This window comes from Streptomyces roseirectus, assembly GCF_014489635.1.
GTDB classification, from domain to species: domain Bacteria; phylum Actinomycetota; class Actinomycetes; order Streptomycetales; family Streptomycetaceae; genus Streptomyces; species Streptomyces roseirectus.
The window spans coordinates 495,517-517,314 of sequence record NZ_CP060828.1 but is presented as its reverse complement, the minus strand read 5'-3'; the positions used below and the strand labels follow the sequence as shown (position 1 = coordinate 517,314).

Sequence of the window (21,798 nt, the reverse complement as noted above, 5' to 3'; positions counted from 1 at the left end):
CACCGGCGCTTCACCGAGCGGAGCGCCGCGCGGGTCCGGGCGAAGCCGCACGACAGCCGGGCACTCGAACCGCCCGTGCGCGGCATCCCGCCGATCCGCTCCCGCCACGGACCGCGCGGACGACGGCCCGCCAAGCCCTACACGGACAACGGCTCCGACTACGGCCACCTGCACCGACGGCTGCGCACCGAGGCATTCACATCCAGCGGGACCGTCTCCCGGTTCCGACTCCCTTGCGTTGAAGCGCGCTTCAACTCGTACGGTCGTCGTGTGGCGACCGAGCGGATCGACGGCGTTCCTGCTGCGGAGACACCAGGAACAGGTCAGCAGGCGGTACGAGGCCGTCATGCGCAGCCTCGACGCCATCGACAAGAAGATCGCGCACTACGAGGGACTGCTGGAGGAACGGGATGGGGACGGCGGACGACAGGCGTGACGCGCGGCGGAGGGGCGAGGCGGGCAGGGGCAGGCGGGCCCTGCTGCGGTACGGAGCCGTGGGAGGGGTCGGCGCGATGGCGGCACCCCTGACGAGGCCGGGCGTGGCGGTGGCCGACAGCGCGGAGCGCGGCCCGTCCGAGCGGTACGCGCGGGGCGCCGCCCGGATGAAGGAGATCGCCGGCGAGGACGCCCTCGCCACGGTGGAGGCGCTGGAGGACATCGCCCCGGATCTGGGGCGCTTCGTGGTCGAGTTCGCGTACGGGGACGTGCACGCACGGCCCGGACTCGACGTGCGGCAGCGGCAGTTGGTGACCATCGGCGCACTGACCGCCGCCGGGGACACCGCCCCTCAGCTACGGTTCCACATCGGCGCGGCGCTGCATGTCGGACTGGACGCGGCGCAGGTGGTGGAGGCGCTGATCCACCTGGTCCCCTTCGCGGGGTTCCCGCGGACGCTCAACGCGCTGACCGCCGCACGCGCCGTCTTCGAGGAACGAGGGGTGCGCGTCGAGCCGATCGAGGTGGAGCCCGGCGGGAACCGTTACGCACGGGGCGAGGACAAACTCCGCGAGGTCGACGGCGAGCACGGCATCGAGGTGATCGAGTCCCTGAACGACGTGGCGCCGGATCTCGGCCGGTACATCGTCGAGTTCGCCTTCGGGGACATCTACCCGCGACCGGGGCTCGACCTGCGGCAACGGCAACTCGTCACCCTGGGCGGACTGATCGCCCTCGGTGACACGGCACCCCAGCAGAAGGTCCACTTCAACGCCGCGCTCAGAGTGGGACTCGCACCCCGGCAGGTGATCGAGACGGTCATCCAGGCCGTCCCGTACACGGGCTTCCCCCGCGCGCTCAACGCCGTCGGTGTCCTGCGCGAGGTCTTCGAGGAACGCGGAATCCGCCCCGTCTGACGGGGCGCCCGGCTGAGATCCGTCACGCCACAACCTGGAACGTTGCAGGTACCCCCTGGGCCGGAAGCTTCGCAGACTGCCACCATGCGTAACTTCAAGAACAGGACTGTGTCCGTTGTGCTCGGTGGTGTCATGGCCGGAGGGCTCCTCGTCGCGGGAGGGTCACCGGCTGCGGCGGCCTCCTGCAGCATCACGGCCGGCAATGTGCTCAAGACCGGCGGCGGCCAGGTCACCGGATACGGTGCCTGGACCGGCAGCGGCTGCGGCTACATGAAGATCAAGATTCAGCGCAAGGTCCTGGGGATCTGGGACACCGTGAACGACGACGGCTGGAACGCCAGCGGCGACAGCTCCGGCAACATTTCCCTGCCGGCCAGGTGCAGCGGTACGCACACCTGGCGGGTGTGGCTGGACGGGGAGAAGACCGACAGCAGGACCGGCCCCACCAAGTCGATCACCTGCTGAGGCCGGGTGCGTAGGCCGGCGGAACGGCCTCGTCACTCCTCGCTGTGCGCGGGGAGATTGCGTTCGCTCCAGTGCGACAGAGGCCGAAGGGCGGCGATCAGCTCTTCGGCCTCTGGAGTGAGGGCGTACGTGATCTGCACCGGCGTGCTGGGGACGACGGTGCGTTCCATGAGCCCGCGGCTCTGCAACTGCTTGAGCCGCAGCGTCAGTTGCGGATCCGAGATGCCCGGGACCAGAGCGCGGTACTCCTTGAACCGGCGTGCGCCGCGGGCCCCGGCGAGCAGGATCGGTCCGGTCCAGCGGGCCCCGATGATGTCGAGCGCGCGCAGGACGCGGTGGCAGCTCTCCTCGTCGACAGGGGAGTCAGGAGGTTCGGTCACTTCTCCAAAGTAAGTAACTTCGGTGCCCTTTGTCGATGCGGACCTCAGGGCCGGATGCTTTGACGGTCCGGCCGAGAGGGAGGGCACCATGACCGCACGAACCGCGCCGACGGACCGACGGGTGGACCGGGTCGTCACCAAGGTGGACATCGGCCCGACCCCCATGTCCGACCACAGCGCGCTGATCATTCCGCCCGGTGACGACGCCCGGACCGACCCGTTCCTGCTCATGGGAGAGGAACGGGTCAACCGGCCGGGGTTCGAGTGGCATCCGCACCGCGGGATGGAGACCGTGACCCTCGTCCTGGACGGAGCCCTGGAGCACGGCGACAGCATGGGCAACACCGGTGTCCTGGGGCCCGGAGACGTGCAGTGGATGACGGCCGGACGGGGCGTGATCCACCGCGAGGCCGCCGCACGCGCGGAGCACGCGCACGTGATCCAGATGTGGCTCAACCTTCCGTCGCGTCAGAAGTCGGTACCCACCGGCTATCAGGACCTGCGGGCCGGCAGCCACGCCGTGCACTCCGAGCCGGGTGTCCTGGTCCAGGTGATCTCGGGCGAGGCCGGGGCGGTGCGTGGGCCGGCGGTCAACCACTGGCCGGTTGTGGGCATGGTGATCACCCTCGACCCGGGAGCCGGGTACCGGCAGGTGCTCGACGGGAGTGAACGCTCTTTCGCGTACGTGATCGCGGGCCGCGCCACGGCCGGCGGGCGGACCGTACGCGCGGGACAGATCGCCTGGTCCGATCCCGTGTCCCGGCAGGGCGACCCGACCACGCTGGCCCTGGCCACCGGCGACACCGGCGAACAGACGAAGGTGCTGCTGTTCTCCGGGCGGCCCATCGGGGAGACCGTCATCGCCCACGGCCCGTTCGTGATGAACAGCCGGGCCGAGATCGTCCAGGCGTACCGCGACTTCCACTCCGGCGAGTTCGGCAGCGTACCCCGGCACACGCGCCTGCCCGACGGCGGCTGATCGAAGCCGCCCGGATCGCGCGACGCCGCACCGGGCGGCCGTCCACAAGCGGATCGAACAAGGAGCGACGGCGATGACGACAGTACTGGTGGCGGGCGCGACCGGCAGCCTCGGCAGCCTGATCGTGAAGAACCTCCTGGCGCGTGGCGCGCACGTACGCGCGCTGGTCCGCCGGCCTTCGACGGACCAGTCGGCGGCCCACCCGAATCTGACGCTGTGCGTCGGCGACCTGGCAGACGGCTCCGACGCGCTGCAACGGCACGTCGACGGTGTGGAGGTCGTGGTGTCGGCGGTCCAGGGCGGGCCGGAGGTGATCATCGACGGGCAGCGGGAGCTGCTGCGCGCCGCGGAACGGGGCGGCGTCCAGCGGATGATCCCGTCCGACTTCTCGGTCAACCTCTTCGGCTACGGCTACGGCATCAACGTGCTGTCCGACCTGCGCCGCGTGTTCGCGGACGCGTTCGCCACCTCGACGGTCGCGCGCACCTCGGTGGCGATCGGCGCGTTCCCGGAATACTTCCTCGGCCCCGTCCACGAGGTGCTCGACCCGGCGGCGGGCACGTTCTCGGTATGGGGCGACGGCACACGCCCGATCGACATCACCACGATCCCGGACACCGCCGCGTTCACGGCCGCGATAGCGCTCGATCCGAAGACCGCGAACCGCGAGGTCCACGTGGTCGGCCAGCAACTCACCATGCTGGAGCTGCACGACGAGATCGAGACGGTGTCCGGGCGACGGTGGGAACTGGTGCGCAGGGGCACGCTCGACGACCTGCGCGCGGAAATCGTGCGCCGGCAGTTCACGGCATCCAGCGTGGTCGAGTACGTGGCGCTCCAGTACCAGGTCGCGATGTTCGACGGCACGGCCTCGCTGCGCGACGTCCGCAACGCGGACTACCCGGACGTGACACCGACCCCGGTGGCTACGTACCTGGCGGAGTGGAATTTTCGCGATAAATGCAGGGAGGTGTATCCCCGTAATTTTTCGTGATCTTATCGGGTGGGGCTGAATTTGCCTCTGGGGCAAATTCGTGCGCGTGAGGAAAAAGCTAGGTGAGGTTTACGTAACCCGCCTTTGTTCCGGATGACTTGGTTCGGTAATCGCCGCTGGCTGGAGTAGTGGGTACAGGCAGCGGCGAGGAGTAATTCACGGTGGATATCGAATACGCGCTGCTCGACGCGGACGGGAGCGCACGATGACGCAGACACCCCGGCTCGACGGCGCCCACCACACGGTGGCCGTGATCGGCGGCGGCCAGGCGGGACTGTCCGTCAGCCACTGCCTGGGGGAGCGCGGTGTCGACCACGTGGTGATCGAGGCCCACCGGGTCGGACACGAGTGGCGGGCGCGCCGCTGGGACTCGTTCTGCCTGGTGACCCCCAACTGGCAGTGCAGGCTGCCCGGCCACCCCTACACCGGCCCGGACCCCGACGGCTTCATGGCCCGCGACGACATCGTGCGCTACCTGGAGGAGTACGTCGCCGCCTCCCGGCCCCCGCTGGTGGAAGGGGTGACGGTGACCCGGCTGCGCCGAAAGGCCGGCGGAGTCTTCGACGTCACCACCACGGCCGGGGAGTTCACCGCCGACCAGGTCGTCGTCGCCACCGGCCCCTACCACACCCCGAAGCTGCCGCGGACGGCCGAGCGACTGCCGGCCGGCGTCGAGCAGGTCCACTCCTCCGGCTACCGCAACCCGGACCAGCTCCCCGCCGGCGCCGTCCTCGTGGTCGGCACGGGCCAGTCCGGCTGCCAGATAGCGGAGGACCTGCACCTCGCCGGCCGGCAGGTGCACCTCGCGGTCGGCGGCGCGCCCCGGGTCGCCCGCTTCTACCGGGGCCGGGACTGCGTGGCCTGGCTCGACGGGATGGGCCACTACACCAGGAGCATCGACGGGTTCGACGACGCCGACGCGGTACGGCTGCGCGTCAACCACTACGTCACCGGCCGCGACGGAGGCCGCGACATCGACCTGCGGGCCTTCGCCCGCGACGGGATGCGCCTGTACGGCCGCCTCATCGAGGCCGAGGGACCGCTCCTGGAGTTCGCCGACGACCTCAAGACCAACCTCGACCACGCCGACGCGGTGGCCGAGAGCATCAAGGACGCCATCGACGCGCACATCGAGGCCCACGGCATCCAGGCACCCACCGAGCCCCGCTACCGACCCGTGTGGCAGCCGGACGAACAGCCGGCCACCCTCGACCTCACCGCGGCCGGCGTCACCTCCGTCGTCTGGGCGACCGGCTTCACCCGCGACCACCGCTGGATCGAGGTCCCCGCCTTCGACGGACGCGGCTACCCGATGCACTGGCGCGGCGTCTCCAGCACGCCCGGCCTGTACTTCCTGGGACTGCCCTGGCAGCACACCTGGGGCTCGGGCCGGTTCGAAGCGGTCGGCAGGGACGCCGAGTTCATCGCGGGCCACATCGACGCCTCACGCCGCCTGGCCGACGTGTGCGGCACCCTGACCGGCGCGCCCAGCGCACTCGCCGCCGCCCTCCCGATCGGCTGACGGCCATGGTCTCCGACGCCCACCGGCACATCGGTGTCCTGCCCGCGCACCCCTTCTACGGCGGACCGCCCGTCCACCCCGACACCACCGCCCGCGCCACCGTCAAACAGCTCATCGCCGACCTGGACGCCGAGGGCACCGAACGCGCCCTGGTCATCCCCAACTACGGCGTCCCCGACCCCGCCGTCGCCTTCTCCTTCAACGCGCTGGCCATCGAGGCCGCCCAGACCGACGACCGGATCCGGGCCGGCCTGTGGGTCTCGCCGCGCCCCGAGGACGAGCACCGCACCACGCGGGCCCTGGCGCTGGCCGGCGAGCGCGGGGTGAAGGCGCTCAAGCTCAGCTTCCTGCTCGGCGGCCGCCCCACCGACCCGGCCTGCCGCCCCCTGCTGGACCGGATCTTCGCCACCGCCGCCCGCCACGACCTGGTGGTCCACGTCCACACCTCTCCCGGCGCCGCCTCCGACATCGACGAGGTCGGCCACCTCGTCGACCGGTACGCCGACCACGTCGCCGTCCACCTCGTGCACTTCGGCGGCGGGATGAGCGGCCACATCAAGCTCGCCGGTTCCCGGTTCTTCGACTGGATCGCCGCCGGCAAGCGCGTCTACACCGACCTCTCCTGGGCCATCGGCTTCCTGCCCCACTGGCTGGCCCGGGAGATCGAGCAGCGCGGCATCGGCCACGACCGCGTCCTGTTCGCCAGCGACCAGCCCTGGGGCGACTTCGCCGGTGAGTACGCCCGCATGACCGCGGCGACCGGCGGCGGCCTCCTCGCCGGCCTCGTCTTCCACGACACCTTCGCCGCCCTCTACGACTGACCCGTCCCGACCCGAAGGAGCGTCCCATGTCCGAGACCGCCGCCCAGCTGAGCGACGTCGAGCAGAAGTCCCTCGACGAGATCCCGCACCCCTCCCTGCCCGAGGGCACCAGCATCTACGGCTCCACGAAGGTCTTCCCCGACTACCAGGCCGAGGACGGCGAGACCTACTTCACCCTCGTCCACGGCATCGCCCACGAGTCCTCGGTGTCCTTCGTCGCCGTCCTCCAGGCCACCCGCGCCCTGCGCAAGGGCTTCGAGACCGCGATCTACTTCTACGGGCCCGGCTCCCTCAACTGCCTGGCCACCCGCGGCTTCCCGACCGTCGGCAACTCCGCCTTCCCCGGCGAGCACAACATCAACAACCAGCTCAAGACATTCATCGCCGAGGGCGGCAAGGTCTACTGCTGCCGCTTCGGCCTCTCCCTGCACGGCGCCCGCGAGGAAGACCTCATCGAGGGCGTCATCCCCACCCACCCCCTCGACGTCCAGGACGCGCTGATCCACTACGCGCGCAAGGGCGCCATCATCAACTCCACCTACCAGCTGTAGGGAGACCCCGCGATGAGCACCGGCACCGGACCGACGGTGGACGTACGGATCACGACCCGCGCCGAACTCGCCCTGCGCGGCGTCGCCCTGGACGCGCCCGTGCGCCGGCCCGACGGCGCGGGACCCAGCGACGACGGGCACTTCCTGGTGGGGCCCGGCCTCGTCGACGGTGCCGGTGCCGCCCTTCCCCGCAACCCCGACAGCCCCTACCGGGTCCGCGACGGCAAGGTGTGGCTCGGCGACGAGGACACCGGCCTCACCCTCACCCCCGTCCAGCGCCCGAGGTTCTACGACCTCACCACCGCCGACGGCATCCCCTACGAGCACATCGCCCGCCTGCACGGCGCCGACGTCCTCGCCACCACCGTCGTCCAGACCTGCGTCCGCTACGCCGAACCCGACCGCTGCCGCTTCTGCACCGTCGAGGAGTCCCTGCGGGCCGGCGCCACCGTGGCCGCCAAGACCCCGGCGCAGCTCGCCGAGGTCGCCGAGGCCGCCGTCCGGCTCGACGGCGTGAAGCAGATGGTCATGACGACCGGCACCACCACCGGCCCCGACCGCGGCGCCCGCAACCTCGTCCGCTGCGTACGGGGCGTCCTGGAGGCGGTACCCGGCCTGCCCGTCCAGGTGCAGTGCGAACCGCCCGGCGACCTCGCCTGGATCCGCGCCCTGCACGACGCCGGGGCCACCGCCATCGGCCTCCACGCCGAATCCCTCGACGAGGAGGTCCGCCGCCGCTGGACGCCCGGCAAGGCGACCGTCCCGCTGGCCGCCTACGAGGCCGCCTGGGACGAGGCGGTCCGCGTCTTCGGCCCCAACCGGGTCTCCACCTACCTCCTCGTCGGCCTCGGCGAGGACCCGGACGAACTCATCGCGGGCGCGGGCGAGTTGATCGCACGCGGGGTGTACCCCTTCGTCGTCCCCTTCCGCCCGATGAGCGGCACCCTCGCCGCCCGCGACGGCGTCGAGGCCCCGAGCACCGAACTCCTCACCCACGTCACCGAGGGCGTCGCCGCCAAACTGCGCGCCGCCGGGATGCGCGGCGCCGACCAGCGGGCGGGGTGCGCGGCCTGCGGGGCGTGTGGTGTGCTGTCGACGGCGGGCGGGTGAGGGGGAAGTGCTCCTCGACGGAACCCCGCCACCGACGGCCCCTCAGGCACCGGCGGCCGACATCCTCGCCCTGCTCGGCGACCGCAACACCCTCGCCCGCGCCCCCTCCTTCCACGTCACCGAGGCACACACCCGCGCCGAGACGGCGGCCTACCGGCGGCTGCGCCAGGACGTCTTCGTGCACGAACAGGGACTGTTCGACGGCCACGACCTGGACGACCGCGACACCGACTCCCGCACCCTGGTGCTGGTCGCCAAGGACACCACGGGCACCGTCCTCGGCGGGGTCCGCCTGGGCCCCGTCGACGACGGCCCCGACCTCGGCTGGTGGACCGGCGGCCGGCTCGCCGTCGCCCCCGGCGCCCGAGGCTCCTGGGGCATCGGCGCCGCACTGGTCCGCGCCGCCTGCGCGCGAGCCGAGGCGGAAGGCGTCCTGCGCTTCGACGCGACCGTCCAGACACGCGCCGAACCCCTGTTCCGGCGCCTGGGCTGGCGTCGCGTGCGCCGGACCGAGGTCGAGGGCGCGCCGCACACGCTGATGCGCTGGCCGATCGGACGCGTCGCCGCCCAGGCCGCCGCGACGAAGTCCGCCCTCGGCCCGCTCCTGGCGGGCCTGCGCGAACCGGCGGCCCGTGCCCACCGGCAGGACCCGGTCGGCGGGGCCCTGACCCTGGCACGGGCCGCCCTCGGCGGCGAGGGATTCACCGGCGACGACGGAGCACCCGTCCCCGGCACCGACGTGATCGCCGCCTGCGACGCGATCGTGCCGTCCATGGTCGAGCGCGACCCGGACTGGGCGGGCTGGTGCTCCGTCCTCGTCAACGTCAACGACCTCGCGGCGATGGGCGCCGCCCCCCTCGGACTGCTGGACGCGCTCGGCGCGAAGGACGCCGCCCACGCCGCACGCGTCCTGGCCGGCCTCGCGCGGGCAGCCCAGGCGTACGGCGTCCCGGTGCTCGGCGGCCACACCCAGCTCGGCGTCCCGGCCGCCCTCTCCGTCACCGCGCTCGGCCGCACCGCGCGTCCCGTGCCCGGCGGCGGGGGCCGCCCCGGACACGCCGTGCGCGTGACCGCCGACCTCGGCGGCGGCTGGCGCCCCGGCTACCGGGGCCGGCAGTGGGACTCGACGACCCACCGCCGCAACGACGACCTGCGCGCCATGACCGGCGCGGTGGCCGCCGCCCGGCCCGCCGCCGCCAAGGACGTGTCGATGGCCGGGATCGCCGGCACCCTCGGGATGCTCGCCGAGGCGAGTGGCTGCCGGGCACTGCTCGACGTGGCCGCCGTGCCACGGCCGTCCGGGGCGAGCGCCGGCGACTGGCTGACCTGCTTCCCGGGCTTCGCGATGCTCACCGCAGACACCCCCGCAGCACCACCGCTGCCCGCCGGACCGGCCACGGGCGCCGTGTGCGGCGAACTGACCACAGGAGAAGGCGTCGGGCTGCGCTGGCCCGACGGCGAGATCACCGAAGCGGTCGCCTCGGCGGTGACCGGGATGGGAGCCGCATGAGCGCGCTGCGGATGGCGGCCGTCGCCGACCGGTTCGGCCGCGACCTGGAGGAGGACTTCCGCGTCGCCGAACGGCTGATCGAGGACGCCCGCGGACAGGACGTACGCCTCCTCGCCCTCCCCGAGGCATGCCTGGGCGGCTACCTCCTGAGCCTGGACGACGCCGCCGCCCTGGACGACGGCCCGCCCGCCCTCGCCCTCGACGGCCCGGAGATCCGCCGGCTCGCCGCGCTGGCGGGGGAGATGACCGTCGTCGCCGGATACTGCGAGGCCGGCCCGGACGGAGACCGCTACAACAGCGTCGTCTGCGTCACCGGCGACGGCGTCCTCGGCAACCACCGCAAGGTGCACCAGCCGCTCGGCGAGGACGCCTCCTACGCCTCGGGCGACCGCTTCCACGCCTTCGACACCCCCGTCGGCCGGATCGGCATGATGATCTGCTACGACAAGGCGTTCCCGGAATCGGCCCGCGCCCTGGCCCTGGCCGGCGCCCAGATCGGCGTGTGCGTGTCGGCCTGGCCCGGCGCGCGCACCCACCCGGCCGCCGACCTGGACAACGACCGCTGGAAACGCCGCTTCGACCTCTTCGACCGCGCCCGCGCGCTGGAGAACCAGATCGTGTGGCTGTCGGCCAACCAGACGGGCACCTTCGGCTCGCTACGCTTCGTCGGCAGCGCCAAGGTCGTCGACCCCGGCGGCGACGTCCTCGCCGACACGGGCGTCACGGCCGGCGTCGCCGTCGCCGAACTCGACGTCGCGCACGCCCTGGAGACCGCCCGCCGGTCGATGGGGCACCTGCGGGACCGGCGGCCCGAGACCTACACGCACGCGGGAGCAGTCAGCGCATGAGCACCATCCGGATCGCGGCCGTGGCCGCCCACTTCGGCCGCGACCTGGAGTTCGACCTCGCCCGCATCACCAAGCTGATCGACGACGCGCGCGCCGCCGGCGCCGCCCTGCTCGTCCTGCCCGACGCGGCGCTCGGCGGCTACCTCGCCGACCTGCGCCACCCCGACCCCGACGCCCTGCCCCCCGCCCTCAAACCCGACGACCCACTGCTGCGGCAGATCGCCCTCCTGGCCGGCGAGATGGTCGTCTGCCTCGGCTACTGCGAGGACGCCGGCGACGAACGCTACAACGCGGCCGTCTGCGTCAGCGGCGACGGCGTCCTCGGCCGCCACCGCAAGGTCCACCTCCCCGCCGGCGAGACCGCCGCGTACACGCCCGGCGACCGCTTCGACGCCTTCGACACCCCTGTCGGCCGCCTCGGCATGCTCATCGACTACGACAAGACCTTCCCCGAGTCCGCCCGCTCCCTGGCCCTGGACGGCGCCGAGATCATCGCCTGCCTCTCCGCCTGGCCCACCTCCCTCACCAACCGCGCCCCCCGCCTCGCCCAGGACCGCCAGGCCAGGCTCTTCGACCTCTACGACCAGGCCCGCGCCGCCGAGAACCAGCTCGTCCTCGCCTCCTCCAACCAGACCGGCGCCATGGGCGGCATGCGCTTCCTCGGCCAGGCCAAGGTCGTCGGCCCCGGCGGCGACATCCTCGCCCGCACCTGGTCCAAGGCCGGCCTCGCCGTCGCCGAGATCGACGTCGCCGCCGAGATCGACCGCGCCCGCCGCGTCCTGCGCCACCTCGACGAACGCAGGCCCGGCGCCTACCGGGAGAACCCCTCGTGAAGATCGCCCTGCTCAGCTACTCCACCAAGCCGCGCGGCGGCGTCGTCCACACCCTCGCCCTCGCCGAGGCGCTGGCCGCCACCGGACAGGACGTCACCGTGTGGACCCTCGGGCGGGGCGGGGACGCCGCCTTCTTCCGGCCGGTCGACCCCGCCGTACGGCTGCGGATCGTGCCGTTCCCGGACGGCCCGCCCGGGGAGGGCGTCGGCGCGCGGATCCTGCGCTCCATCGACGTCCTGGGCCAGGCCCTCGCACCCGCCGCGGCCGAGTACGACATCGTCCACGCGCAGGACTGCATCAGCGCCAACGCGGCCGGCGGGCGCTGCCTGCGCACGGTCCACCACCTCGACCACTTCACCACCCCCGAACTCGCCGCCTGCCACGAGCGGGCCATCGTCGAACCGTCCGCGCACATCTGCGTGTCGGCGGCCGTCGCCGCGGAACTCGCCGACGGCTGGGGCATCGAGGCGGCGGTCATCCCCAACGGGGTGGACCACGACCGGTTCGCCGTCACCGACCCGGTCGCCCGCGCGAACTGGCGGGCCCGGCTGGGCCGTTACGTCCTCACCGTCGGCGGCATCGAACCGCGCAAGGGCTCGCTGGACCTGCTGGAGGCGTACGCCCTCCTGCGCGCGGCCCACCCGGACGTACGGCTGGTCATCGCGGGCGGAGAGACCCTGTTCGACTACCGCGACTACCGGGCCCGCTGGGAGGGGCGGGCCGCCGAACTCGGCGTGGAGCCGGTCGTGCTGGGCCAGGTCGCCGAGGACGACCTGCCACCCCTGGTGGCCGCCGCCTCCGCCTTCGCCTTCCCCTCCGTCAAGGAGGGTTTCGGACTCGCCGCGATGGAAGCCCTCGCCGCGGGAGTCCCGCTGGTCGTCCGCGACCTGCCCGTCCTGCGCGAGGTCTTCGCCGACACCGCCCGCTTCGCCACCACCCACCAGGACCTCGCCACCCAACTCGCCGCCGCCCTCACGGACGACACCGCCGCCCGGCGCGCGAAGGGCCGCGCACTCGCCGCCCGCCACACCTGGGCCACCGCCGCCGAACGCCACCTGGCGTTCTACGCGTCCCGGCTGGGGGAGGGGCCGCGAAAAGCGGACCCTCCCCGGACCATGACGGTTCAGTAGCCGATCAGTAGCCGAGCTTCCACTTCTGGTAGCCACCGCCGTTGCAGCCGTTCGCATAAGCGGCACCGGCGTAATTGCTGTCCACGCAGGAGCGGAACAGGTCGTTCACGAGCTCGATCTGGTTCCAGCTCGACCCCTTGGCGGCGAAACGCTGGTTGGAGCTGGGGACACCGGACTCGTCGCACCAGTAGGTCGTCAGTGCGCCGCCGCCGTTGACGTGCAGGCACTTCCCGGTCGCCTTGTTCTTCAACTGGACGACGTCATAGCTGGTGTGCTGGACGAAGATCGGCTGCCAGGTCTGGTAGGCGTTCCCCTGCTGGCAGGGCAGCGTGTAGATGCTCCCCTCGTTGTCGGCGTCCAGACACCGACCGGTCTCCCAGTTGCGCAGGAAATTCTCCCCGACATAGGCGGAGGCGGGAGTCGAGCTCATGAAAAGGGCCCCGACGGACATACCGGCGGCGAGGGCGACCGTCGAACCGCGGCGGGCGAAACGCCCGAGGAACGACGTCTTCTTTTCCTTCGTGTCCACCATCTCTGGTCCTTTTCCTTCCTGTGCGCCGAGCGAATTCCGCGTCGGCGGCATCTCATTCTTTACGGATCACGATGGTGCCAGCGGAAAGAGGCCCTTCCGGCGCCCTCGGCCCGTCGGCGGCTAAGTACAGGGAAACCTGCCGCGAACCCGCCGGGTCAGACGGAGCCGGTGAGGACGGCGGCGACGAGCTGGGTGCGGGAACGCGTTCCGGTGCGGGTGAACAGCCGGGTCAGCCGGTTGGCGGCGGCGGCCTCGCTGATCCGCAGGACGGCGGCGATCTGCCGGTTGGTGAGCTGTTCGGCCAGCAGGGTCGCCAGCAGACGGTCGTTCTCGGCGGTCGCCCGAGCCCGGCCGGGGACGGTGAGCCCGGCCGCGCGCAGCGCCGTTCTCGTGTGGTGGCGCCACAGGCCGGCGCCGGTGTCACCGAACAGGTCGTACGCCTCGTGCAGCACCGTGACCGGGCACGCGCCCGCGGCGGCGGCCGTCACCAAGGTGGTCGCCGTCTCGAACGGCAGGGCGCGGGAGCGGGCCAGCTCCACGGCCTCGACCAGTCCGGCGCGGGCGGCGTCGGGATCGTCGTCCCGCAGGACACGGGCCGAGGCCAGCAGGTACCGCAGCCGTGCGCGTCCGCTGCCCGACCGGGCGGAGATCCGCTCCAGGCGCTCCAGACAGACTCTCGCCTCGGCGGTGCGCCCCGACTCGGCCGTCACCTCGGCGAGCAGCGCCCACAGCTCGTCCGTGCCGAAGACGAGGGCGTGCGCCTGTGCCGCCTCCAGCCCCCGGCGCAGCGTCTCCTCGGCGCCCGTCAGGTCGCCGAGCGTCATGGCCACTTCCGCCTCGGCGGCGTGCAGCGAGCACGACACCGGGCCCCGCATGCTCTCCAGGACGTGGCGGGCGGTGGTGACACGGCCCCGGGCGAGGAGGATGCCCGCGGTCCGCGCGGGCAGCAGGAGGCCGTCCGTCGCCGGGGTGAGGACGTCCCCGTTCGCCAACAGGCGGCGGGCCCCCTCCAGCGCCTGGTCCCAGCGGCCGGTGAGGTGGTGGTGGAGGAACCGGCTGAGCGGGGGCAGCACCTCGGCGCTCAGCCCGCGCGCGTCCAGCAGCGCCCGGCCCGCGCGCAGGTCGCCGTCGGCGGCCAGCAGGTCGAACAGCGCCACGACGAGCGCGTACAGGGTGTCGGGGGCCAGCTCCGGCGCGTCCGGCAGGGCGAGTTCGCGTCGGAAGGACTCCGGGCGGCCCAGCATCAGGTCGGCCGTGGCCCGGCTGCACCTCGGCGTCGCGCGGGCCTGCGGACCGGTGTCCCACACCGCCTCCGTCCGCGCCAGCAGCTCCCGCACCTCCTGCCACCTCGTCAGATGGCCGAGGGCCAGGGTCTGACCGCTCACCTTGGCCAGCACGGGCACGGGCAGCTCGTCCCACCAGCGTGCCGTCGCCATCGCGGACAGCGCACGTAGGTCCCGCTCGCCGGCCGTCACCGACACCAGCAGGCAGGCGGCGTGCTGCAACTCCAGCGCGGTCAACGTCCCCCCGGGGTTGCGCAGCATCGACTCCGCGATGTCCCGCCCGGCGCGGTAGTCGCCCGCCAGATAGGCGGCGCCCGCGATGCGCCGCAGGGCGGAGTCCCGGGCAGGCCCCTCGGTGAGGACGACGGTGGCCCGCAGCCACCGCAGCACCGCACGGTCGTCGGTGCCCGGCCGCACCCGCTCGGCGACGGCCGTCAACTCGGCCACCGCACGCGCCCGGTCGACGAGGTTCCCCGCGTCCGCGATCCGGTCCGCCCGGTAGGCCAGGACGCTGGCCTCCTCGGGGACGCCTGCCTTCTCGGGGGAGCTGGCCTTCTTAGGGACGCTCGCCTTCTCAGGGGCGCCCGTCTCTTCGGGGGCGCCCGCCTTCTCGGGGGAGCCCGCCTTCTCAGGGTCGCCGGCCTTCTCGGGGGAGCCCGCCTTCTCGGGGGAGCCCGCCTCCTCAGCGACGCCCGCCTCCTCAGCGACGCCCGGCGTCGCCGCGTCCGTCTCCGCCCACAGGACGCCGACCGCCATGGCGGACAACCGGCTGCGCTGTACCGGGCTCAGCCGCTCCCGGACGGTGTGCGCGGTCAGCGCAAGTGTGAAGGCCCAGCCCGCCTCCTCGACGACGCCCGCCTCGACCAGGCGGCGCACCCCGTCGCCGACGGCCTCGGGCGACAGGCCGGTCCATGCCGCCGTCAGCTCCAGGGCTGGTTCGCCGAGCGGGGCCAGGACGCTCAGGGCTGCGGCCACCGCGCGCGCGTGCTCGCCCAGCCGGTCCAGGGCCGTCACGAACCGGTCGTCGTCCGGCAGCACCGGCAGCGTCGCCCGCGCGGAGAGGAAGGCGTGACCGTCCGCGATCCGGATGTCGCCCCGGTCCGTCCAGCCGGCGAGCAGGGCCTCGACCGCTCCCGGGACACCCCGGGTCGACTCGCCCACCCGCCGGGCCAGGTCGATGTCCGGGGCGGCCCGCAGCCACCGCGCTATCAGCGCGGCGGTGTCGGGCGGGCCCAGCGGGAGCAGGACCACCTCACGCGCGTCCTCGGGGGCGGGTTCCGGCGCATTGCCGCGCACCGCCGAGACCACCAGCCGGACCCCGGGAGCCTCGATCCGCCCGAGCACGGCCAGCGAATCGGCATCGGCGTGCTCCGCGTCGTCCACCAGGACCGCCACCGGCGCGCGACGGGCGAGCGCGTCGTGCAGCAGCGCCTCCATCGCCGCCGGGTCACGGCGGTCGACGGCCGACAGCGCGCGGGCGGTCCGTCCCGAGGCGTGCGGACCCTCCAGCGCCAGGACCAGCCGCAACGCCAGCAGCAACGGCTGCCCGGCGTCCCCGGGGACACAGTCCACGGCGTGCACGGCCGTCCCCCGAGCGCGCAGCCGCTCACCGGCCGCGCGCAGGAACGCGCTGCGGCCCACACCGCGTTCACCGTGCACGAGGACGAGACACGGGCCGCCGTCGCCGCCCAGCAGACCGTCGATCCGCCGAGCCTCACGCTCCCGCCCGAGCAGGCCGCCGCCGGTGCGGTCCAGGCGGGCGGGCCTGCCCCAGCGGACCCGTTCGTTGATTCCCGGCTCCACAGTCACCCTCCGAGCTGTCCCGGCGGGCGCCCTACGCCCACCTCCGTCCGTACGCCGACCCTACGAACTGACGGCGGGAAACCCGCTGGTCCCCGGCCGGGTGAAGGAACTGAAAACACCAAGACACCGTCTTTTCACAGGGGTTGAGAAAACGAACGAGGTGGCACCGTGCGGGAACTGCGTGAAGCGGTCATCGGCAGAGACGACGACATCCGGACCGTGGCGGACGCCCTCGGCGCCACCGGCGACACGGCCCGCGTCCTGCTCCTCACCGCCGGCGCGGGCATGGGTAAGACGACCGTCCTGGACCGGGCCCACCACGCGGCGGCCCGCTCCGGCGCCGCGATCGTGCGACTCGCCCCGCACGGCGAGGACGACGACCCCCACGCGACCGTCGTCACCACCGGACACGGCCTGTCCCTGATCGACCCCGACCACTGCCTGGCGACCCTGCCGGCCGCCGAGTGGGCACGGCTGCGGACGGCGGCCCGGTCGAGCGGGACGGCCGGACTGGCCGCGTTCTCCGAGGCGCTGTCCCTTGCCGCCCGCCAGCTCCCCCTCGCCCTCGTCGTCGACGGCGTCCACCGCATGCCGGCGCCCGCCGCCGACGCGCTGGGGCTGCTGCTGCGCGTCTTCCGCCCGCGCGGCGTGCCCGTCGTGATGGCCGGCCGCCCCCAGCCCGCGGTGGATACCCGGCTGACGGCCGCCGCCGACACCGTCCTCACCCTGCCCCCGCTGCGCCGGGCCGACGTCGCCGCCCTCGTCGACGTCCACCTCACCCGGCGCTTCGGCCGCCCGGCCGACCCCGGGGTGGCGGACGCCGTGCAGCGGGCCCTGGGCACCCTGGCGGGCAACCCGCGCGCCGTGCTCGCCGTCCTCGCCACGCTGGACGGGGACGACCTGCTGGACGTCGACGGGCGGCTGCACCTCACGCGGGCGGACACCCACCTGCGCCTCGCCACCGACGACGCCTTCCCGCTGGGGTTCGGCCGCCCGCACGATCCCCCGTACTCCGGCCTCGTCGAGACGGCGATCGTCACCGCCCGCGTCCTGGACCACGCCGACGTCCACGTCGACGACGCGTTCAGGATGGCGCCGTCGGCCGGCGCCCGCGCCCTTGAGCACGCGCTGGACCGGCTGATCACCGACCGGATCCTGACCGTCGACCCGCAGGGCCGGCTGTCGTTCGCCGTCCCGGCGCTCGCGGCGACCCTGCGGGCCCTGCCCGTCCGGCGCGACGTCCAGGGCAACTCCGCCCGGTACGTCACCCGGCTGGCGCGGCGGCTCGGCCCCGAGGCCACCGGCCGCGGCTACCCGAGGCTGGCCGACCGCGTCGCGGCCTCCGGCCCGCGCGTGGACGACACCCTCGCCGTGCCGCTGCTGCTGGCCGCCGCCCGCGAGGACGCCAGGACCAACTGGCCCCGCGCGGCCCGCGCCTACGCCGCCGCGCTCGGCCGGCTCACCCCGCACGACCGGCGCACCCCCGACGTCCTCCACGAGGCGACCACCCTGAGCCTGCGCCACGGCGACCACGCCGGACTCCTGGCCCTCGGCGACCCCCTGCTCGCCCTCCTCGACACGGAGCGGCCGGCCGAGACGGACACGGCCGCCGGCGCCTGGGTGTGGGCGGCCCTGCACGAACACCGCTCGCTGTGGGACGACGACACCGACCCCCGCCGGCGCCCGGCGCTGGAACGGCGTCCCGCCGTCACCGCCCTCGCGGCGCTCGGCGGCCCCTACGGCATCGGCCCGCTGCCGCCCGCGCCCCTGCTCCACGCCCCCCGGCACAGCCCCGGCACGCCGCTGCCCTCACCCGCCGAACTGCGCCTGCTGACCGCCGCGGTCGGCAGCCGCGCCGAACTCCTGCGCGCACGCGAGAACCTGCCCCCCGACGCCCTCGACGAGCGCGCCTGCGACCGGCTGCGCGACGCCGCCGCCTACGGGGACCTCGCCGGCGCGCTCGCCGCCGTCCTCGGCCACCGGTACGTCACGGCGCCGGACAGCATCGCCGCCCGGTACCGGGACATGGTGCGCGACTACCTGGCGGGCGACTGGGAAGCCGCGCTCACCACGGCCCGCCGCATCGAGGTGCACAGCCGCACCCGGGCGACAGCGGGCGCCCCGCACACGGCGCGGGCGCTGGCCGCCGAGATCCACTGCATGCGCGGGGACGTCGCACACGCCCGCGCCTGGCTCGACCCGGTGCCCGACAGCCACCCCCACCCCCTGGCGGCGCGTGCGCGCCTCGCCGTCCGGTACTGGTCCGGCCACGAGGACGAGGCGCTGGACGGGGCCTGGCGCGACGCCCGGCAGGCACGCAAGAACGGCCTGCTCGCCGGCGTCGAACGGCTGCTGCTGCACATCCTGGCGCTCGCCGCCCTCGACGGCCGGACTCACATCCGCCGGCAGACCCTGGAGGAACTGGAAGCCCTGCACGAAGAGGCCGCCACCCCCATGACCTGGGAGGCACTGCTCCTCGCACGCGGCATCACCCACCACGACGCGGACAGCGCGCTCGCCGCCCACCACGCGATCCAGCGGCGCGGCGACGCGCACCTGAGCGTCCTCAGCAGCCTCTGCCTCACCCACACCGCCGACACCCCCCGGCCCTGGCTGGCCGAGGCCGTGCAGCGCGTCCACACGCTCGGCCTCGGACGACCCTTCCGGCTCGCCGTGCAGCGGGCCGCGCACCGGCGCGGCATCCCCGTCCCGAGATTCCGCCCCGCCCGCCGCGAGCTGACCGAACCTGACATCCGGTTGATCCGCATGGTCAGCGACGGTGCGAGCAACCGGCAGATCGCCGCGGAACTCGCCTGTAGCCCCAAGACCGTCGAGCAGCGCCTCGCCCACCTCTTCCAGCGCACCGCCTCCCGTTCCCGGACCGAACTCGCCGCCCTCTGGCTGAACGGAACCCTCACGGAGGGTCTTGAAGCGGCGGCCCGGACGTAAGGGTTTCGTCATCTCGTTCGGGTGCGCGGACGGCCGCCCGGCCCGTTGGATGAGTGACGGAACACGGACGGCGAGAAGAAGAGGCGGGCATGGCGCGCGTACGGAAGGTGCTGGGCAGGCCGTGGGGGATCGGACTGGTACTGGTGGCGGTCGCCGCGGCCGGGTTCGGGCTGTACTGGTTCCAGCCGTGGAAGCTGTGGCAGGACCGGACCGTGGACGAGGCCCTGCCCGCGGCCCAGGTGACACCCGGGCCCGCCGAGAAGGAACAGGCCGCCGGGACGACGCCCTCTGTGGCGCCCTCGTCCCCGGCCGGCCCTCGGACGCTGGCCGGCGGCGAGCTGATCAGCCATGAGCACGCGACCTCCGGCACGGTGAAGCTCGTCCGACTGGACGACGGCTCCCACGTCGTCCGGCTGGAGAACCTCGACACGAGCAACGGACCGGACCTACGGGTCTGGCTCACCGACGCGCCGGTGAAGGAGGGACGCGCCGGCTGGCACGTCTTCGACGACGGCGCGCACATCAGCCTCGGCAAGCTCAAGGGCAACAAGGGAAGCCAGAACTACACCGTGCCCGCCGACGCCGACCTGTCCCGCTACAGCAGCGTCAGCATCTGGTGCGATCGATTCGACGTGTCCTTCGGTGCCGCCGCGCTCGTCGCATCAGGGCTTTGAATCGGCCCTGTCCGAAGTGGCTCGGGTGCTTTTGAGCCAACCGGGGGCAGTGGATGACCATCATGTGGTGGCCGACAAGCAGGTCTGATCCGGTTCAGTCGCACCTGGGTGCGACGGGAAGCAATCAGGCCAAATCAAGGTGCAATATTGTCCAAGTCTGGGCCATTCCCTAAGCTCCCGATCAGCGGGCAGTCAGATGAAAACCCGAGACCCGCGAGGAAGCGTCAAAGACCCTGCACCTCAGACTCGGGAAGACCTGTGAAATCTGACCACAAGATCGCCTTACTCGACGTGACACTTCGCGACGGTGGATACGTCAACAAACATTCATGGACCGCCGGCCAGGCGCAACAGGTGGTCCGAGCCTGCGCAGCGGCAGGCGTTCCGTTCACAGAAGTGGGATACCTGCGTCCGGCGAGGCACGGAGCCGAGGACGACACGGCACCCTCCGCCTCCTGCCCACCCCGCTATCTCGAAGCGCTCCAGGCCGAGGCTTCCCTCGGAGTCGACGCCGGCACCGGCACCGGGCTGGTGGTGATGGCACACGCCAGAGACACCGGGCCGTCCGACCTGGCGGGCCTGGCCCGCTCCGGCGTACGGCTGGTGCGGATGCCGGGACCCCCTCACAAGATCCAGGAACTGGCGCCCTACGCGGAGGCGGTACGGGGCGCGGGAATGCGCTTCGCGGTCAACCTGACACGCGTCAGCGAACTCACCGAGAAGGAGATTCTCGGCGCCGCGGAGGCCGCTCAGAGAATTTCGGCGGACATGTTCTACCTCGCCGACTCCAACGGCAGTATGTTCCCCGACGGAATCGCCCGTATCGCCCGGCAGGTGCGGAACTCCGTATCGATGACGCTGGGATTCCATGCGCACGACGGTCTCAGTCTGGGTTTCGCCAACGCTCTGGCGGCCATGGACAACGACTTCGAGTACATCGACGCCTCTCTCTGCGGAATGGGCAAAGGGGGCGGAAATCTGGCACTCGAACTCATCGCCGCGCATCTGTATTTCCGTCGGCTCTGCGATGTCTCGGTCACCCCGCTCGTCGATGCCGCGGTCAGTCTCCTGACCCCGTGGAAGGGTGACCAGATCCTGTCCCGGTGCGAGTCGATCGTCAGCGGAATCCTCGACCTCAACCTCGAGAACCTGGCCGAGATCAGAAGCGCCGGCGAGGGCAGCACGCTCTTCTCGATGCTCGACGGCACCCGCACTCCCTGCTGACACCCCTCCCTTCACGGACCTCCCTCCGCACGCTCACCCCTTCCGAGGAGCAGACCATGTCCAACCGCGCATTCGTCGACGAGCTCGAAGGCATCATCGCCGAGCGGAAGAAGATGACCAGCCCGCTCTACCAGACGATCCTCGAGGGCAAGGCCACGAAGCGCCTCCTGCAGACCTTCGTCATCCAGCGCTGGCCGATCAAGAGCTGGTGGACCCGCAACCTCATGGGAGTCGGCATGCGCGCCGACGACCTGGAGCTGCGCCGCTCCTTCATCGAGAACGCCTACGAGGAGGAGACCGGCGCCCTGACCGGCTCCAAGCGGCATGTCGACACCTTCGAGGACTTCGGGCGCGCCGTCGGCGTCGACCCGGCGTCGCTCCCCGAGGCGGAGCCTTTCCCGGAGACGCTCGCGGTCATCGAGCACAACAAGAACGCGTGCAACAACACCAACGTCCACTTCACCGTCGGCGCCGCGTCCGTGCTGCTCCTGATGGAGGGCCAGCCGCCGATCACCAACACCGCGGGCCACAGCATGATGGCCGTGATGCGGGACGTCTACAAACTGCCGCGATGGGGCTACGAGTTCTTCGTCCACCACGCCTCCAGCGACTCCGACCAGGACGGCGTGAGCGAGCTGGAGGACGAGCACACCGAGCCGCTGCGCGAACTGCTGATCCGGTACTGCGACACCCCCCAGCGCCAGGAAGACGCCAGGGAGAGCCTGCGCCAGGCCATCGAACTGCGGCACCGGCACTTCGACGCGATCCTGAGCCGGGCCTATGACCCCAGCGAACCGGTCTTCGTCCACTCCGGCGAACAGGGCCCCGGCAACTGACG

20 protein-coding genes and 1 pseudogene are annotated in these 21,798 nt (G+C 72.7%); 18 read left to right on the top strand and 3 right to left on the bottom strand.

Annotated elements, in window-relative coordinates:
• Nucleotides 1-39: 39 nt before the first annotated feature.
• The 4 genes and pseudogenes from IAG44_RS44665 to IAG44_RS01990 all read left to right on the top strand — a co-directional run.
• A pseudogene (locus tag IAG44_RS44665) lies at nt 40-183 on the top strand (IS5/IS1182 family transposase); the annotation flags it as partial.
• An 85-nt stretch (nt 184-268) separates the two neighbouring features.
• Complete coding sequence (locus IAG44_RS02000) at nt 269-436, top strand: MerR family transcriptional regulator (protein ID WP_187745405.1); 168 nt, start codon at nt 269-271, stop codon at nt 434-436.
• Nucleotides 437-512: 76 nt separating this feature from the next.
• Nucleotides 513-1,352, top strand: coding sequence for a carboxymuconolactone decarboxylase family protein (locus IAG44_RS01995; RefSeq protein ID WP_246561379.1), 840 nt, complete (start codon nt 513-515; stop codon nt 1,350-1,352).
• 84 nt (nt 1,353-1,436) lie between these two features.
• Complete coding sequence (locus IAG44_RS01990; RefSeq protein ID WP_187745404.1) at nt 1,437-1,817, top strand: hypothetical protein; 381 nt, start codon at nt 1,437-1,439, stop codon at nt 1,815-1,817.
• A 32-nt stretch (nt 1,818-1,849) separates the two neighbouring features.
• Here the strand turns inward: IAG44_RS01990 and IAG44_RS01985 are convergent, their stop codons facing one another.
• Nucleotides 1,850-2,197 (bottom strand): winged helix-turn-helix transcriptional regulator, encoded by a 348-nt coding sequence (locus IAG44_RS01985; protein WP_246561377.1) that lies wholly within the window; start codon nt 2,195-2,197, stop codon nt 1,850-1,852.
• Nucleotides 2,198-2,285: 88 nt separating this feature from the next.
• On the opposite strand from IAG44_RS01985, the gene IAG44_RS01980 reads away from it, so the two are divergent.
• From IAG44_RS01980 to IAG44_RS01935, 10 genes are all read left to right on the top strand, one after another.
• A complete protein-coding gene (locus tag IAG44_RS01980; protein ID WP_187745402.1) occupies nt 2,286-3,176 on the top strand; it encodes a pirin family protein in 891 nt (296 codons plus the stop codon).
• Between the two features lie 73 nt (nt 3,177-3,249).
• Nucleotides 3,250-4,170: an NmrA family NAD(P)-binding protein gene (locus tag IAG44_RS01975; protein ID WP_187745401.1), complete on the top strand. Its 921-nt coding sequence runs from the start codon at nt 3,250-3,252 to the stop codon at nt 4,168-4,170.
• Between the two features lie 205 nt (nt 4,171-4,375).
• Complete coding sequence (locus IAG44_RS01970; protein ID WP_187745400.1) at nt 4,376-5,692, top strand: MSMEG_0569 family flavin-dependent oxidoreductase; 1,317 nt, start codon at nt 4,376-4,378, stop codon at nt 5,690-5,692.
• Between the two features lie 5 nt (nt 5,693-5,697).
• Nucleotides 5,698-6,513: an amidohydrolase family protein gene (locus IAG44_RS01965; protein ID WP_187745399.1), complete on the top strand. Its 816-nt coding sequence runs from the start codon at nt 5,698-5,700 to the stop codon at nt 6,511-6,513.
• A gap of 26 nt (nt 6,514-6,539) precedes the next feature.
• Entirely contained in the window at nt 6,540-7,064 is a 525-nt protein-coding gene (locus tag IAG44_RS01960; RefSeq protein WP_187745398.1) for an MSMEG_0572/Sll0783 family nitrogen starvation response protein, read from the top strand.
• Between the two features lie 12 nt (nt 7,065-7,076).
• Nucleotides 7,077-8,174 carry an MSMEG_0568 family radical SAM protein gene (locus tag IAG44_RS01955; protein WP_187745397.1) on the top strand — a complete coding sequence of 366 codons (1,098 nt, stop codon included), beginning with the start codon at nt 7,077-7,079 and terminating at the stop codon, nt 8,172-8,174.
• Between the two features lie 7 nt (nt 8,175-8,181).
• Complete coding sequence (locus tag IAG44_RS01950) at nt 8,182-9,684, top strand: MSMEG_0567/sll0787 family protein (RefSeq protein WP_187745396.1); 1,503 nt, start codon at nt 8,182-8,184, stop codon at nt 9,682-9,684.
• Entirely contained in the window at nt 9,681-10,532 is an 852-nt protein-coding gene (locus IAG44_RS01945; RefSeq protein ID WP_187745395.1) for a carbon-nitrogen hydrolase family protein, read from the top strand. Before IAG44_RS01950 ends, IAG44_RS01945 begins: the two co-directional genes overlap by 4 nt.
• Nucleotides 10,529-11,365: a carbon-nitrogen hydrolase family protein gene (locus tag IAG44_RS01940; protein ID WP_187745394.1), complete on the top strand. Its 837-nt coding sequence runs from the start codon at nt 10,529-10,531 to the stop codon at nt 11,363-11,365. The genes IAG44_RS01945 and IAG44_RS01940 overlap by 4 nt, the downstream gene beginning before the upstream one ends.
• The gene (locus IAG44_RS01935) at nt 11,362-12,495 is read left to right on the top strand and encodes an MSMEG_0565 family glycosyltransferase (protein WP_187745393.1); all 1,134 of its coding nucleotides are present in this window, start codon (nt 11,362-11,364) and stop codon (nt 12,493-12,495) included. The genes IAG44_RS01940 and IAG44_RS01935 overlap by 4 nt, the downstream gene beginning before the upstream one ends.
• Before the next feature lie 4 nt (nt 12,496-12,499).
• Here the strand turns inward: IAG44_RS01935 and IAG44_RS01930 are convergent, their stop codons facing one another.
• The gene (locus tag IAG44_RS01930; RefSeq protein WP_187745392.1) at nt 12,500-13,027 is read right to left on the bottom strand and encodes an RICIN domain-containing protein; all 528 of its coding nucleotides are present in this window, start codon (nt 13,025-13,027) and stop codon (nt 12,500-12,502) included.
• Nucleotides 13,028-13,182: 155 nt separating this feature from the next.
• Nucleotides 13,183-16,119, bottom strand: coding sequence for an AAA family ATPase (locus tag IAG44_RS01925; RefSeq protein ID WP_246561375.1), 2,937 nt, complete (start codon nt 16,117-16,119; stop codon nt 13,183-13,185).
• Nucleotides 16,120-16,281: 162 nt separating this feature from the next.
• On the opposite strand from IAG44_RS01925, the gene IAG44_RS01920 reads away from it, so the two are divergent.
• From IAG44_RS01920 to IAG44_RS01905, 4 genes are all read left to right on the top strand, one after another.
• A complete protein-coding gene (locus IAG44_RS01920) occupies nt 16,282-19,062 on the top strand; it encodes a helix-turn-helix transcriptional regulator (protein ID WP_187745391.1) in 2,781 nt (926 codons plus the stop codon).
• A gap of 89 nt (nt 19,063-19,151) precedes the next feature.
• The gene (locus tag IAG44_RS01915) at nt 19,152-19,736 is read left to right on the top strand and encodes a DM13 domain-containing protein (RefSeq protein ID WP_187745390.1); all 585 of its coding nucleotides are present in this window, start codon (nt 19,152-19,154) and stop codon (nt 19,734-19,736) included.
• A 258-nt stretch (nt 19,737-19,994) separates the two neighbouring features.
• On the top strand, nt 19,995-20,960 hold the full coding sequence (locus IAG44_RS01910; RefSeq protein WP_187745389.1) for a beta/alpha barrel domain-containing protein: 966 nt from the start codon (nt 19,995-19,997) through the stop codon (nt 20,958-20,960).
• A gap of 56 nt (nt 20,961-21,016) precedes the next feature.
• Complete coding sequence (locus IAG44_RS01905) at nt 21,017-21,796, top strand: iron-containing redox enzyme family protein (RefSeq protein ID WP_187745388.1); 780 nt, start codon at nt 21,017-21,019, stop codon at nt 21,794-21,796.
• Nucleotides 21,797-21,798: the final 2 nt, after the last annotated feature.